Here is a 14371-nt window from a genome sequence, read left to right as displayed (position 1 = left end):
CGCAGGAACTCGCTGACGGATCCCGCCGCCACGGTCTTCACATACTCAGCCATCGATGACGCGAAAGAAATCCATCAAAGAAAGTTTTGAACAATACCCGTCATCGCAAAAGCTAGCATGACGAGACCCACGAGTATGATTCCGGCGCCGACGACCCCCATCATAAACGGCGTCTGGCGGCCCGCCGAGGCCTGAGCGGCACGCTGACCGAACATCGCTTTTTGGTTCTTGTAGACCGCGTCGTTGAGCCGCCGACGATAGCGAATGGTAAGCATCCCTAAAACGACGGCCATCAACCCAAAGATCAAATTCGGGAGAATCGTGCCAGCATGAACGAAGTTCAAGTTCACCATCCCCATCCGACGTCTGCGCTGCATCCGAGAGCTGCGCCCACCGAGACGCCGCCACCCCCATATCCTAGTGGCCCGTTCTCTTGGATTCCGCCTGAGATGTAGCCACCCACCGGTCCCATGACCGCAGTGCAGCTTCCTCCCAAATAGAGCCCCCCTTCAGACTCAGTCGATGCTCCCGCTGAGACCGATACTCCCGCCTTCAGGCCGAAACCAAGTCCGACTCGGCCCGTACCGTCGTGACCAATTGAGAGGTTGAGACAGGCACCGGCGCAGGCTGAGACAGTGAGGTCTGCAGTTCCACCGTTTTCGGGCATCCATTGCCAGAGAGGTTGCTGCTTGGGCCCGGTGCGGGTTGGCTGTGACGGTGCGGCGGGCAGCGCGGCGAGCTGCGAGATGAGCGTGGGCGTGCCACTTGCCTTGGGGCGTGACTTACTAAACGGCAATCCGCCTCCTCCTAGCCACGTTAGAGGCTTGGTCCCTGACCGTTTCGCGGCTGTCGAGCCACCGTCGACTAGTGGAGCGATGGACCATTTCTTGCCGGTGAGGTCGTGTCCGTTGATGGGATCCGTAGGCCAGGAGTAGTCGTTCGCTCCACCGCCTTCGATGGGGTCGACTTGCAGGAACCTCCCGAGGGCGGGGACATACAACCGCACGCCCATCTCCACCACCAGAGCCGACCCTGCCGATTCCGCGGGCTTCAACGCCCCCTGATGCCACAGCGTGTTCCCCGCCACCTGCCCGGAGTCATCCGACGCAGTGGTGCCGATCGCGAACGTCACCGGGTCCACCGGCTGACCAAACGGATCCCACAACAACAACGCACTCGTCGTCACCCCGGTGCGGGTCACGAGACCGTGTCCACCCAACCCGGGGAACGACCACGTCACCACCCCGGCCTGGTTCGTCCACGACACCCCGCCCGGCAACCCGACACTCCGGGTCAACTCCGCACCGGACTTCTGACCCCACGCCGCATCACCACCCGCCGCAAACAAGTAGCTCGTCGTCACCGCGGGGGCATCACCAGTCGGGTCAATGGTGCGTGTGGCGATGCGTCCGGACGCGTCGCGCATAATCCGCACCGTCGTGCCATCGTCATACGTCGTCCCGATGTGCCGGTTGGCCGCGTCGTAGGAGAACTGCATATCGCCCAGACGAACCGTGTTCCCCCGCACGTCGTACACAATCTCCGACGCCGCCAGACCATCCATCACCGTCGTCGCACCCGGGACCGCCCCCGTCACCGACGACGACAACAACCGATCCGCCCAGTCGTAACAGGACGTCGTCGTCGTGGTCACGGCCGCCTGGCCCGGCGCCGTCCGCACATCCGTCAGACCCGTCCGGTTCCCCGACATCCCCGCCGCCGCATTCGGACCACACCCACCCGACGACCCGAACCCATACGTGAACTCATGCCCCGGAATGGTCGCCGACACCAACCGCCCAGCCGCGTCATACCCGTATGTCGACGAATACGACGCCGACCCCATCGACGACCGCTGCTTCACCACACGCCCCGACTGCGAACGCACCACAGCATCCGACACGACCTGCCCGCCGACCAGCCACTCCTGACCGACCACCCGCTCCGCCACATCCCGACCCACACTGCTCAACGCCGACCCATCCGGGTACGCGACCTGCTTCAGTCGCTGCAGGGCGTCGTAAGTGACCGATGCGAGCTGCTGCCCATCGACCGCGACCGTCTTCACCTTGCCGTCGGCGTCGTACGTGTACGCCGTCACCGACGCCGCGCCACCGGCAGGAGTCGTAGAGATCTGGGTCACACGACCGGAAGTCGGGTCGTATGTGGGCGTGGTCACCGTGCCCCACACATCCGTGTAGCTCACGGTCCGACCGAGCAGGTCGGTGACCGTCGTGATCGTCGAGTCATTCGGCGAACCCGCGACCGACACCCCGCTCGTGACGGTGGTGTATCCACCGTTCGTCACTCGAGCTTGCGCGGATTCCTAGACCGCAGAAACCGTCCGCACCCGCCGACCATCGGCGAACGCACGCGGGTAGGCCCGCCGGAGCGCGACCGCAACCAGCGTCGCGGCCACCACCTTGATCAGGTCTCCCGGCAGGAAGGCGAGACTCGACAGCGCGGTGGGTCCGAGCGGCACGCCGGTCACGAGCGCCTGCACAGGGATGCCGAATGCGTAGACGACGAGCACCCCGCCGACGAACGCGGCAGTCGCGGAACGCCACCACGTGAAGCGTCCCGTGCGCATGAGGAGCCCGATCACCACGACTCCGGCGATCCAGCCGACGAGGTACCCGGCACTCGGTCCGACGAACACGCCGAGGCCGCCACGACCACCCGCGAGAACCGGAAGTCCGACCGCGGCGAGCGCGAGCACCAGGACCACGGCGAGTGGCGCGAGACGCGGCCCCAGCACGAGTCCGGCGAGCATGACCCCCAGGGTCTGCGCCGTGATCGGCACGCCGCTCGGCAGGGGCACGATCACGGTGCCGAGCACGACGATCAGAGCTGCGAAGACCGCGATGCGTCCGATCGAGGCGCTTGTGTCGGTGGCGCGGGGCTTGGTCATGAATCCTCCTGAACACCGTTCACCTGAACGGTGTTCATTAGAATAGGGACGCCCGCCCTCCCCACGCAAACCCACCCCAGGAGTCGTCACGTCTCTCACCCCGACGCTGCACCGTATCGCGGCCGACGACCCCGACCGCTGGGCGATCGTCGGCCGCGATGCCCACCTGACGTACGGCGAACTCCACGCCGAGTCCCGTCGAATCTCAGCGACTCTCGAGAGCCAGCTCATGATGGCCGCGACCACGGATCATCCGCATCTCCCCTCGGCCCTGCCACCGATCGTCGCCATCTGCTTGTCCACCGCCGTCGACATCGCACGCATCTCCGTCGCGGTAGAGGCCGGCCCGCGCATTCTCACCGTCATCGATGAACGATGGCCGACCGCTCTACAGATGCGACTGATCGCCGCCACCGGAGCGACGGCCCTCATCACGGATGCTCCTGCGCTCAAAACGGCACTTCGAGCGAGCGGATGGCGCGGACCGGTCCTCCGACTCGCCGACCTCGCCCCCACCACCCCGAATGCCGCGGAGCCGGAGGTTCCCGCCGACGACACCCCGTTCCTGCTGCTGACGTCATCCGGTACGACGGGCGCGCCGAAGGCGTTCCTCAAGACGCGAGCGCAGTACGCGGCGAACATCGAGGTGTCCCGCGAGCACTTGGGCGCGCACGATGGCGTCGCGACTTTCGCGCCCGGCCCGATGTCGTACAGCCTGACCCTGTACACACTGTTCGAGGTACTCGCCACGGGTGGTCAGCTGCACGTCGCCGACAGCCTGGACGAGCTGTGGCTCACCTCCCGCGTGCACGACGAGCGCATCACGCGCCTCGTCACGATCCCCGCGGCGGTGACGACACTCGTCGACGCAGCCCTCCGCCATCCGGGACGGTACGACGGCATCGAGCTCATCGTCACGGGAGGGGCGGCGCTCTCCGCATCGACGCGAGCCGACGTCGCCGAGGCGCTCCCCCATGCCCGGAGCATCGGCTACTTCGGCACCGGCGAACTCGGCTTCATCGGCGACGATCGCGCCGGCGACGAAGCCATCCGGCTCTACCCGCAGGTCGAGGCCCGCGTCCGTGGCGATGACGGCGACGACCTGGCTCCCGGCGAGCTCGGCAGTCTCTGGGTGCGCTCGCCCTCCTGCTCGACCGACTACCTGCCGAAGACGAGCACGACATCGTTGACGGACGCTGACGGCTGGGCGAGCGTGCACGATCAAGGGCGACTGCTCGGCCGGGACTTCACGTTCGTCGGCCGAAGAGGCGACGTCGTCACCACGGGCGGACACACCGTCGCGCTCGACGAGGTCGACCGCGCGTTCGAAGGGATGCCGGGCCTCAGCGCCTGTTGCGCGATCACCGAGAGCGACGAGCGTCTCGGCACGCGTATCGCGCTGGTCACCGAAGGCGTCGCCCCACCCGCCGCGGAGCTGCGTCGGTGGGCGAAACAGCATCTCGCCCCGGCATCCGTTCCGCGCCGCTGGTACGCGCTGCCGGAGTTTCCGCGGACCGCCGGCGGGAAGATCCGTCGCGCCGCCGTCGCGGATCTCGTCGCGCTCGGGAAGGGGCGAGCATGAACGGCAGGCGATCCGTGGTCATCACCGGTGTCGGCGCGGTCACACCGAGCGGACTGACGGTATCGGCGTCATGGGCGTCTGTGCGCGCGGGACGAAGCGGCATCACCCGCCTCCCTCCGGAGATCTCCGGCTCAGGCCCTGTGCAGGTCGGCGGAGTGGTGCACGGCTTCACCACCCCGGTCGATCTGGCGGCATCGCTCGCCCGGCACCTCACCCCGATGCAGCTGTGGGCGATCACCGCCGCCGATGAAGCACTCGCCGACGCGGGCGTCCAGGGGCAGCCGTGGCAGACGGATGTCGCGCAGGTGATCGTCGCGACCGGTTCCGGGCCGGTAGATGCGACCGTGCGAGCCGCGGGCGCGCTGCGGGACCACGGGGCGCGTCGGGTGCCGCCGAGGCTCACGGTGTACGGAACGGCGGATGCGATCGCCGGCGTGCTCAGCAGACGGTACGCATTCCTCGGTCAGACCCATGCGGTCGCCGCGGCCTGCGCGAGTGGAGCGGTCGCGATCGGGGAAGCCCTTCGACGGATCCGCCACGGTTACGCCGACACCGTGCTGGTCGTCGGGATGGAGGATTGCCTCAACCCGCTGCACCTCGCCGCGCACGCGAACCTCCGCTCGGTCGCGACGGGCTTCGGCGACGACCCCTCGTCGGCCTCACGCCCCTTCGACCGCGCCCGCACGGGCTTCGTCATGGCTCAGGGCGCGGCCGCCGTACTGGTGGAATCCGCCGATGCCGCACGGGAGCGCGGCATTCGGCCCCTCGCGACGATCGCCGGATTCGGCGCGACCAGCGACGCACATCACGCCACCGCGCCCGACCCTGCCGCCGCGGGGGCGACGAGGGCGATCAACGCCTGCCTCGCGGACGCCGATGTCGACGCCGCCGAGATCGACCACGTGAACACGCACGGCACGGGCACCGTCCTGGGCGATGAGGCCGAGCTGGTCGCGCTCACGCAGGCGCTCGGCCGGAGAGCATCGTCCGTTCCCCTCACCGCGACCAAGTCGACGACCGGACATCTGCTCGGTGCGGCCGGCGTCGTCGAGGCCGTCATCATCGCGATGACGCTCCGCGATCAGGTGCTGCCCCCGACGATGAATCTGTCGCATCCGTGTGCCGACGACTGGGACTTCGTACGCGACAGGGAACGACCGCATCCGGTCCGCACCGTGCTGTCGACCTCGTTCGGCTTCGGCGGCCACAACGCGGCGCTGCTGCTCACCGCGAGCGAATGAATCACGCCGAGGTCAGCGCACCGGCAGGAAGTGCGTCGGGGTCGGAACCTGCGCCTCGTGACGGATACCGAGGGGCGCGCCCGTGCGCTCGTCGAGGTCGATCAGCGTGATCGTGTCGGAGCGCTGCCCCGCGACGAGCATCTTGCCCTCGTGGACCAGATGATGCCGCGGCCAGTCGACACCGGAATCGGCGAGCGCCACGGATTCCAGAGACTCGCCGCCACCCCGCACCCGCAGCGCGGCGATGGTGTTGCTGCCGCGCAGAGCCGTGTAGAGGAACTGTCCGTCGCGCGTACGTGCGAGTTCTGCCGGGAAGTCCGTCCCCACCTCGGCGATCGGGCTCGTCAGGGTCACCGACACGACACTCCAGGTGCCGTCTGCCGCGCGCGCGAGGGTGAAGACCTCACAGGAGTACTCGGTGACCACATGGAGGTGTCCGCTGGGGTGCAGGACCATGTGCCGCGGTCCGGTGCCGAGCGGGAGCACGACCTCGTGGTCGAGCACGAGCCCACTGCCGCTCTGCCGCCAGAACCGCACGAGGTCGAAGCCGAGGTCGGTCGTGGCGACGCGTCCGTCGGGCAGGAAGACGGCAGCGTGCGCGTGGGAGACGCGGTCGCCGCCCACCCCGTACGGGTCGATCGCGGCGACGCCGTCGCCGGGCGGAGTCGCAGCGGCAGCATCCGGGTCGGCGTCACCGAACAGTGCTGCGCGGAGCGCCGCCGCGGCATCCGGCTTCGGAGGCACGATACGGCCTTCCGCATCCAGGTCGAACCGCACCACGCGACCGTCGCCGTAGCAGCTGGCGATCAGGGCCGAACCGTTCGGCGCCACCGCGACGTGGCAGACGTACTGGCCGACCGGCGCGGGCGCACCCAGCGGCGCAAGGGCGGTCTCCCCTGCGCGTGAGAAGGCCTGCACCGCGGAGTCGCCCTCGAGTGCCGCGTAGACGACATCGAGGGTCGGATGCTGCGCCAGCCACGACGGCGACGGCGTCTCGACCACGGCACCGCGGTAGGCGAGAGTCGAGGCCTCGCGGCCCTCATCCCCCGCGAGCAGGCCGATGCCGTCGGCCGAGCCGTCCATCGCGGCACCGTAGCCGCCCAGCCAGAAGCGCGTCACGGGCGCGGGTCAGTCGAGCAGACCGTGGCGGACGATGACCTGGTCGCGCTCCGGGCCGACGCCGATCACCGAGATGCGCGTGTTGCTCATCTTCTCGAGCGCCAGCACATAGTCCTGCGCGTTCTGCGGCAGGTCCTCGAAGGTGCGCGCGACCGAGATGTCTTCGTTCCAGCCGGGGAAGTACTCCAGGATCGGCTTCGCGTGGTGGAAGTCGGTCTGGTTGACCGGCACCTCGTCGAAGCGTTCGCCATCGACGTCGTAGGCGACGCACACCGGGATCTGCTCGAGACCCGTGAGGATGTCGAGCTTGGTGAGCACCAGGTCGGTGATGCCGTTGATGCGCGTCGCGTAGCGCGTGATGGGAGCGTCGTACCAGCCCACCCGGCGCGGACGGCCGGTGGTGGTGCCGAACTCGAAGCCCTGCTTGCGCAGCCACTCGCCCTGCTCGTCGAAGAGCTCGGTCGGGAACGGACCCGAGCCGACGCGAGTCGTGTAGGCCTTGACGATGCCGACGATGCGGTCGAGCGCACCAGGCCCGACGCCCGCACCCGTCGCCGCGCCTCCGGCCGTCGCCGAAGACGAGGTCACGAACGGGTAGGTGCCGTGGTCGATGTCGAGCATCGTCGCCTGGCCGCCCTCGAACACGACGACCTCGCCGCGGTCCAGGGCCTGAGCGATCAGGTAGCCGGTGTCGGCCACCATGGGCCGCAGTCGCTCGGCGTACGACAGCAGGTCTTCGACGACCTCGTCGGCGGTGATCGCACGGCGGTTGAAGATCTTCACCAGCAGATGGTTCTTCTGGTCGAGGGCGCCCTCGACCTTCTGGCGCAGGATGTTCTCGTCGAACAGGTCCTGCACACGGATGCCCACGCGATTGATCTTGTCGGCGTACGCCGGGCCGATGCCGCGACCGGTCGTGCCGATCATGCGCTTGCCGAGGAAGCGCTCGGTGACCTTGTCGAGCGTGCGGTGGTACTGCGTGATGATGTGCGCGTTGGCGCTGACCTTGAGGCGCGAGACATCGATGCCGCGGGCGGCGAGCGCCTCGAGCTCGAAGAACAGCACCTCGAGGTCGACCACGACGCCGTTGCCGATCACGGGCGTCACGCCCGGAGACAGGATGCCGGAGGGCAGCAGGTGCAGCGCGTACTTCTCATCGCCGACGACGACGGTGTGCCCGGCGTTGTTGCCGCCGTTGAACTTCACCACCCAGTCGGTGCGCTCACCGAGAAGATCGGTGGCCTTGCCCTTTCCTTCGTCGCCCCACTGCACGCCGACGATAACGATTCCTGGCATGGGTAACCCCCTGGCTTTCGCCGGGTTTGCACCGGCCGATGAGCTGGCCCTCTTCGGGCGGTCCCATCCTATCGGGAGGGCTTCGGTGCGCCTTTCGGGGGAGCGTCGGGGGCGGTCAGAACACGTACAGCTGGCCGAGGATCAGGATGACCACGAAGAACGCGACGGCGATCGCGCCGATGATCGTGAGGGTTCGCGCCGAGAGTTTCGCGACACCCCACCCCACGAGGAAGGGAAGGGCGAGGAGCATGATCGCGACGATCCACCAGAACGCCGTATAGCCGCCGACGGTCGCCTCCGACAGTCGGCCTCCGAACAGCTGCTGGGACATCGGATGGGTCGCGAAGCGCACCGCCGCGCTGATCGGGACACCGACGAAGACGAACACGATGAGTCCGATCAGCGCGCCCCACAGCGCCGGGCTGCCACCGCCGCTCAGCACCCCTCCGTGAAGTTCGGGCTGATGCTGCCGCTGGTTCTTGTGCTCCGTCATGGCACAGGAGCCTATCTCCCGGGTGGGCACAGAATCGGCGCATCGCGCTCGGTCCGCCGCCCCATGTGCGGAAGTCACCAGGGTGATGTGTCACGACGACGACTCCCGTCGCCGTTTCTGGTGCCCGCGCTCCTGCGGGAGGACAGAAACGGCGACGGGGAGTGGACCCGTGTCGCCGGGGAGCCCCTACGGCACGGTCACCCAGGGGGCGCCGATTGTCCATGCGACATCGGGGATGTAGTTCTGCGTGTCATCCGCGTTCGGAATGCCCGCCCACCACGAGGCTCCGCCGTAGACGAGGCCGTTCTTGTAGCTGCGCATCACGCGCCAGGAGTCGCCCGAGATGCTGAAGGTGAGTCCCTTCCCGAACGCGGCGTCCTCGGCGCACCACGTCGCCCGGTACGGAACGGTGGGAGCACTCAGGATGACATTGCCCCCGATGTTCATGTACAGGTACTGCCCCGGCGCCGAGAGCGACTCGAAGCTGTAGCACTGCGGGTTCGCGAGGCCTTGGACCACCCGGAACGTCGCGTCCTTCCGTGCATTCGACGTCGATGCCTCGGTGACCATCGGGATCGTGGCCTGCGCGCCGCCCACGGTCGCGGAGAGGGACTTCCCGGTCTCGGCGGTGCGGAGCGAGATGAGGCTGCCCACCGGGGCGATGTCGTACTGCATCTTGGTCGCATTGCGATAGCGCCACTGCTGCTGCGGCGACGCGGCCACGGGCGCAGCGAGCGCCACCGTGCTCGCTGTCGGCGCGGCGAGTGCCTTGCCGGACCCGGCGTTCACGATCGAGACCGCCCCGGAGGGAAGCGTGGTGAACGACCACCGCTGCTTGGCATCGGTCAGATCGCACGAAGCCTGCACGACAGCGCTGCCGGCCGCGTCAGCGCTGCCGAGACACAATGATCGCGTGACGGTGTTGCGCAGCGCGAAGGCTCCAGCACCCGACTCGATCAGCTCCCACTGACGCACCTGCCAGACCTCGGAGCAGCCGACGGCACCGATGACGGCACCAGCGACAGCGCTGCGCTCCTTCGCCGTCAAGCACTTGCCGCCCTGTGCGACGCTCTCGAGCTCCAGCACCTGCGCAGCGGCTAGCGTCGGCGGAGCCCAGGCCTCGCCGATCGTCCATGCGGTGTCGGGGACGAAGTTCTGCGAGTCGTCGGCGATCGGGATCCCGGCGTACCAGGACGCTCCGCCGTAGACGAGGCCGTTCGAGTGGCTGCGCATCACGCGCCACGAGTCCGTCGCCGTCGAGAATGTGATGCCCTGACCGAACGCGGCATCCTCCGCGCACCACGTCGCGCGGTACGGAACCGCAGGCGGCGTCAAGGTGACGAGGCCGCCCATGTTCATGTAGATGTACTGACCAGGGACCGTGATCGACTCGAAGCTGTAGCACTGGGCATCTGCCAGCCCCGCGACGACCCGGAAAGTCGATGCCGCGCGGGTGGCCAGCGGGGAGGTCGCGACGACATCGTTCACCGTCGCCTGCGCCGAAGCAGCGCCAGCGACCAGGGACTTCCCGCCGACAGCGGTCCGCAGCGAGACGTAGCTTCCGATGGTCGCGACGTCGTAGCGCATCTTGGTGACGTTGCGGTACTTCCACCGATCGGCGTTCGCCCCGGTGTCCGCCCGCAGCGAGAGCGTCGTCGCCGACGGTGCGGAGAGGACATTTCCCGACGCGGCGTTGACGATGCTCACGGCGCCGGCGCGCTGCTCCCGGAAGGTCCACTGCTGCTTCTTGTCGGTCGTGGCGCACACGGCCTGCACGACGCCGGTACCCGCTGCATCGGCCGCGATGCACTTGTCGCGGTTCACATAGTTGCGAAGGGCGAAGACGGTCGGGGTGACCTCCACCAGCTCCCAACGGCGCTGCTGCCAGACCTCGGTGCAGCCCACGCCGACGACGACGTTGCCCACACCGGTGTTCCGGTCCTTGGTCGTCACGCAGGCACCGGCCTGAGCGATGCTCTCGATCTCCAGCACCTGACCGGCGCTGATTCCGGCGAGCTTCCGGCCGTTCTCGATCGTCGCGGTGACCCAGGGTGCGATGACATCGCCGCGGGTCGCCGTGACCGACCCGGTTCCGGCGGGGATGCCGGAGCCGTAGCAGCCAGCCTGTGATGCCTGCGACGCGACAGCGACGAGTGTCTTCGTGCCGTTGATGTCGCGGACGCCGGGGGCGCCGCCGTCACCGAGACAGAGCGAAGCACCGGAGGCTGCGGTGGTCACTGTGGCCGTGTTGACGGACGTGACCGGGTAGGTGTTCGTGCGAGAGGTGAGCGGGACCCAGACGTTGTTCGTGCGGCCGAAGCCGGTGAAGGCGATGTCTTGGGCTGCGACCGGAGCGGTCGTCGCGACCGGCATCGGGGTGATGTCATCGACAGGTGCCTCCAGCTTCGCCAGGACCACGTCCTGGCCGTTGCCCGCCGGCTCCAGGTGAGTGATCTTCACACCCAGATCTCCGGTGCCGCTCATCGTCTTGTCATTCGCAACATCGGGGCCGAACAGCGCACGCGCCGGGGCCGCCGGAACACCCGCGACAAGCGTTGCCGGGTCGGCCGCGAAACAGCTCGCCGCGGTCAGCACCCACGACCGGTCCACCAACGTGCCCGTGCACGAGCCCAGACCCGTGCGGATCTTCGTGATCGCCGTCCGCGGGTGGGTGGTGGTGGTCGCAGGGACGTCGGTAGACACCGCGTTCACCTCGATCACCACGACCGTCGACTGCCCCGTCTGATTCTGGTCGACCGTGCGACGTCCGTTGGCCGGCACCGGGATCTCCGTCTCCGGGCCACCCGCGACCGAGTACGTGACATCCATCGGCTGCGCGCCGGCCTTGACCCCGAACGATGCCGCGATCTCCAGATTCAGCACCGCCGGACGGAACACGGCCTCGAAGCACACCTTCGCCTTCTTGCCGGCCTTCTGATACTCCACCTCGACTTGCCCGGTCCCCGCCGCGCACGTGACGACACGCAGACCACCGTTGCCGTCCTTCAGAACGATGCCCGCGGCCGCACCCACCGACGCCCCATCCGGATACGCCCCGGACTCCACGAGATACCCGGCAGCGTCGTCCGCCACCGCAGAACTCACGGGGACCGACACGAGCAACGCCGACACCAACGCCGCCGCCACCCCCACAGCCGTGATGCGGCCCCGACGGGGAGAATTCAACGAAAACATGCAATGCCTTTCAAGGAATGTGAGTGCGCGAGACGGGGCTCAGCTGAACAGCCGGAGCGAGGTCCACCCGTTGCCGACACGGGTTGAGGCGCCGAACCCGGAGATGCCGAGCCCGGGATACAGATACAGACCGCCGTCACCAACCCGGCCGAAGAGGTCGGCCTTGCCATCCGCGCCGTAGTCGACGCCGCCGGTGATGGCCGTGATGTTGTTCCAGCCATTGCCGACCTGCGGACCACCGGTGAGCGTCACGTTGTTGCCAGGGTAGATGCGAAGGTCCCCGGTCGTCGTCGTGGCGAGGATGTCGCCCTTGCCGTCACCGGTCCAGTCGCCGGCGAGGACCCGAGAGATCCCACCCCAGTCATGGCCGATCTTCATCTTGGCGCCGAAGGTTCCGTTCCCGTTGCCGGGGTAGGCGTAGAGGTGGCCGTCGGACTCACGGGCGACGAGGTCGGCCTTCTTGTCTCCATTGAAGTCGATGCCACCCGTGATCAGGCCCTTCGCATCCCATCCGCGGGCAGCCAGCGCCTTCGTCGGGAAGCCCAGCGCACCATCACCCTGGTAGTACCAGAGCGTGCCGTCGGTGTTGACGACCATCATGTCGCCCTTGCCGTCCCCGTTGTAGTCTCCGTGGATGAGGGTCTTGGCCGAAGCCCACCCTGCGCTGACGGAAGTCTGGGTCGTCCATCCACCGCTGCCGTTGCCGTGGTAGATGTAGAGCACATTAGAAGAGGTGATGCCGATCACGTCGGCCTTGCCATCGCTGTTCAGATCGAACGAGGGCTTGGCCTGTGTGAGCGGCACGCCGTGGTACTCGAAGTGGTTGTGCGTGCAGTCCTCTTCGGTCTGCGCCCAGCCGTTCGGAACCGTGAGCGCCGGGCGGCACGCGACCTGACCGATGCCCGCCGGCGCCGGCAGCGCGGTGAACATGGCGGTCGCCAGAGCCTGGTCTTGCGCGGTGTTGCCGGTCGCCGCGACGCCGTTCACGACGCTGATGTCGACGGCGTGACCGCCATTGTTCTTCGCGTGGTAGCTCGTGGCCGACGGAGTCGCCGTGGTGCAGTACTCGTTGAGGGACGAGATCGTGATCGTGAAGTTCTGATCCACGACGACCTTCTTCAGTGCGGAGAGGATGACGGGGTCGATCGTGCAGTCGCGAATCTGTCCGCCGATCAAGTGGCCGCGCTTGAAGCCGTCGGCATACGCCTGGATCTGGGCAAGCGCCTCGGTTCCGCTCACGCGGCCAGTGGCCACGATCTGCTGTGCGAGCGTCTGATCCGCAGCGGCGACCGGGGTCGTGTCGAGCCCCTTCTGAACCGTGGCGGCCACCCATCCGGCGATGATGTCGCCGCGTGTCGCGATGGTCGAAGCGGTGCCTGCGGGGAGGCCGGAGCCGTAGCAACCGGTCTGCGTCGACTGCGATGCGACAGCGACGAGCGTGTCGGTTCCATCGACGCTGCGGACGCCGGGGGCGCCGCCATCGCCGAGGCAGAGCGAAGCGCCGGACGCTGCGGCCGTCAGCGTGGCCGAGTTGACCGCCGTGACCGGGTAGGTGTTCGTGCGGCTGGCGAGGGGAACCCAGACGTTGTTCGTGCGGCCGAAGCCTGTGAACGCCACGTCTTGACCCGCAGCAGGCGCCGATGTCGCGATCGGCATCGGCACGATGTCGTCGACGAGGGTCTCGAGCTTCGCCAGGACCGCGTCCTGACCGTTACCGGCCGGCTCCAGGTGCGTGACCTTTACACCCAGATCGCCGGTACCACTCACGACCTTGTCATTCGCGACATCCGGACCGAACAGCACCCGCGCCGGAGCGGCCGGAACACCCGCGACCAACGTCGCCGGGTCGGCCGCGAAGCAGCTCGCCGCCGTCAGCACCCACGACCGGTCCACCAACGTGCCCGTGCACGAGCCCAGACCCGTGCGGATCTTCGTGACAGCGGTCCGCGGATGCGTGGCCGTCGTCGCCGGCACATCCGTCGACACCGCATCAACCTCGATCGCCACGACCGTCGACTGCCCCGTCTGATTCTGGTCGACCGTGCGACGCCCACCCGCCGGAACCGGGATCGCCGTCTCCGGACCACCCGCGACCGAATACGTGACATCCATCGGCTGCTTACCGGCCTTCACACCGAACGACGCCGCGATCTCCAGGTTCAACACGGCCGGACGGAACACCGTCTCGAAACACACCTTCGCGCCCTTGCCCGCGTTCTCGAACTCCACCTCGATCAGTCCGGCCGCGACCGGAACCGGGACCGGACACGTCACCACCCGCAACCCGCCGTTGCCGTCCTTCAGAACGATCCCATTCGCCGCCCCCACCGACGCCGCATCCGGATACGCCCCCGACTCCACCAGGAACCCCGGAGCATCATCCGCCACCGCAGACGACACCGGTACCGACACGAGCAACGCCGACACCAACACGGCGGAAATGCCGACCGCGCCGATGCGCGCGCGACGGCGAGACTTCAACGAGAACATGCAATACCTTTCAAGAGACCTGGGAGCCGGCTCTGCGAGCCGGT

Annotated in this window: 10 protein-coding genes; 2 read left to right on the top strand and 8 right to left on the bottom strand. The window is 67.9% G+C overall.

What is annotated here, in order from left to right:
- Positions 1-74 precede the first annotated feature (74 nt).
- The 3 genes from L687_RS33115 to L687_RS33110 are packed head-to-tail and all read right to left on the bottom strand — an operon-like array spanning position 75 to position 2911.
- Positions 75-353 (bottom strand): hypothetical protein, encoded by a 279-nt coding sequence (locus tag L687_RS33115; protein ID WP_152525899.1) that lies wholly within the window; start codon positions 351-353, stop codon positions 75-77.
- Positions 347-2308: an RHS repeat-associated core domain-containing protein gene (locus tag L687_RS0121675; RefSeq protein ID WP_031207467.1), complete on the bottom strand. Its 1962-nt coding sequence runs from the start codon at positions 2306-2308 to the stop codon at positions 347-349. Before L687_RS0121675 ends, L687_RS33115 begins: the two co-directional genes overlap by 7 nt.
- Before the next feature lie 18 nt (positions 2309-2326).
- Positions 2327-2911 carry a biotin transporter BioY gene (locus L687_RS33110; RefSeq protein WP_021200117.1) on the bottom strand — a complete coding sequence of 195 codons (585 nt, stop codon included), beginning with the start codon at positions 2909-2911 and terminating at the stop codon, positions 2327-2329.
- A gap of 106 nt (positions 2912-3017) precedes the next feature.
- Here L687_RS33110 and L687_RS33105 point away from each other — a divergent pair, with 106 nt between their 5' ends.
- Together L687_RS33105 and L687_RS33100 are read left to right on the top strand one after the other, a co-directional pair.
- Complete coding sequence (locus L687_RS33105; protein ID WP_031207465.1) at positions 3018-4493, top strand: class I adenylate-forming enzyme family protein; 1476 nt, start codon at positions 3018-3020, stop codon at positions 4491-4493.
- Positions 4490-5734 (top strand): beta-ketoacyl-[acyl-carrier-protein] synthase family protein, encoded by a 1245-nt coding sequence (locus L687_RS33100; RefSeq protein ID WP_021200115.1) that lies wholly within the window; start codon positions 4490-4492, stop codon positions 5732-5734. Before L687_RS33105 ends, L687_RS33100 begins: the two co-directional genes overlap by 4 nt.
- Positions 5735-5746: 12 nt before the next feature.
- Here the strand turns inward: L687_RS33100 and L687_RS33095 are convergent, their stop codons facing one another.
- The 5 genes from L687_RS33095 to L687_RS41890 form a co-directional block, all read right to left on the bottom strand.
- A complete protein-coding gene (locus L687_RS33095; protein ID WP_021200114.1) occupies positions 5747-6853 on the bottom strand; it encodes a lactonase family protein in 1107 nt (368 codons plus the stop codon).
- A 9-nt stretch (positions 6854-6862) separates the two neighbouring features.
- Positions 6863-8149 (bottom strand): adenylosuccinate synthase, encoded by a 1287-nt coding sequence (locus tag L687_RS33090; protein ID WP_029260850.1) that lies wholly within the window; start codon positions 8147-8149, stop codon positions 6863-6865.
- 115 nt (positions 8150-8264) lie between these two features.
- Positions 8265-8642, bottom strand: coding sequence for a hypothetical protein (locus L687_RS33085; RefSeq protein ID WP_021200112.1), 378 nt, complete (start codon positions 8640-8642; stop codon positions 8265-8267).
- A 186-nt stretch (positions 8643-8828) separates the two neighbouring features.
- On the bottom strand, positions 8829-11837 hold the full coding sequence (locus L687_RS33080) for an AbfB domain-containing protein (protein ID WP_152525898.1): 3009 nt from the start codon (positions 11835-11837) through the stop codon (positions 8829-8831).
- Positions 11838-11876: 39 nt separating this feature from the next.
- Entirely contained in the window at positions 11877-14327 is a 2451-nt protein-coding gene (locus L687_RS41890) for an FG-GAP-like repeat-containing protein (protein WP_021200110.1), read from the bottom strand.
- Positions 14328-14371: the final 44 nt, after the last annotated feature.

The organism is Microbacterium maritypicum MF109, from assembly GCF_000455825.1.
Lineage (GTDB): Bacteria > Actinomycetota > Actinomycetes > Actinomycetales > Microbacteriaceae > Microbacterium > Microbacterium maritypicum_A.
This window is presented reverse-complemented; position numbering and strand designations above follow the sequence as displayed.

Bases quoted from the DNA above. Each gene is read 5' to 3' on its own strand.
- L687_RS33110 (WP_021200117.1), bottom strand. From the start codon at position 2,911: ATGACCAAGCCCCGCGCCACCGACACAAGCGCCTCGATCGGACGCATC.
- L687_RS33080 (WP_152525898.1), bottom strand. From the start codon at position 11,837: ATGTTTTCGTTGAATTCTCCCCGTCGGGGCCGCATCACGGCTGTGGGG.
- L687_RS33100 (WP_021200115.1), top strand. From the start codon at position 4,490: ATGAACGGCAGGCGATCCGTGGTCATCACCGGTGTCGGCGCGGTCACA.
- L687_RS33085 (WP_021200112.1), bottom strand. From the start codon at position 8,642: ATGACGGAGCACAAGAACCAGCGGCAGCATCAGCCCGAACTTCACGGA.
- L687_RS33115 (WP_152525899.1), bottom strand. From the start codon at position 353: ATGGTGAACTTGAACTTCGTTCATGCTGGCACGATTCTCCCGAATTTG.
- L687_RS41890 (WP_021200110.1), bottom strand. From the start codon at position 14,327: ATGTTCTCGTTGAAGTCTCGCCGTCGCGCGCGCATCGGCGCGGTCGGC.
- L687_RS33090 (WP_029260850.1), bottom strand. From the start codon at position 8,149: ATGCCAGGAATCGTTATCGTCGGCGTGCAGTGGGGCGACGAAGGAAAG.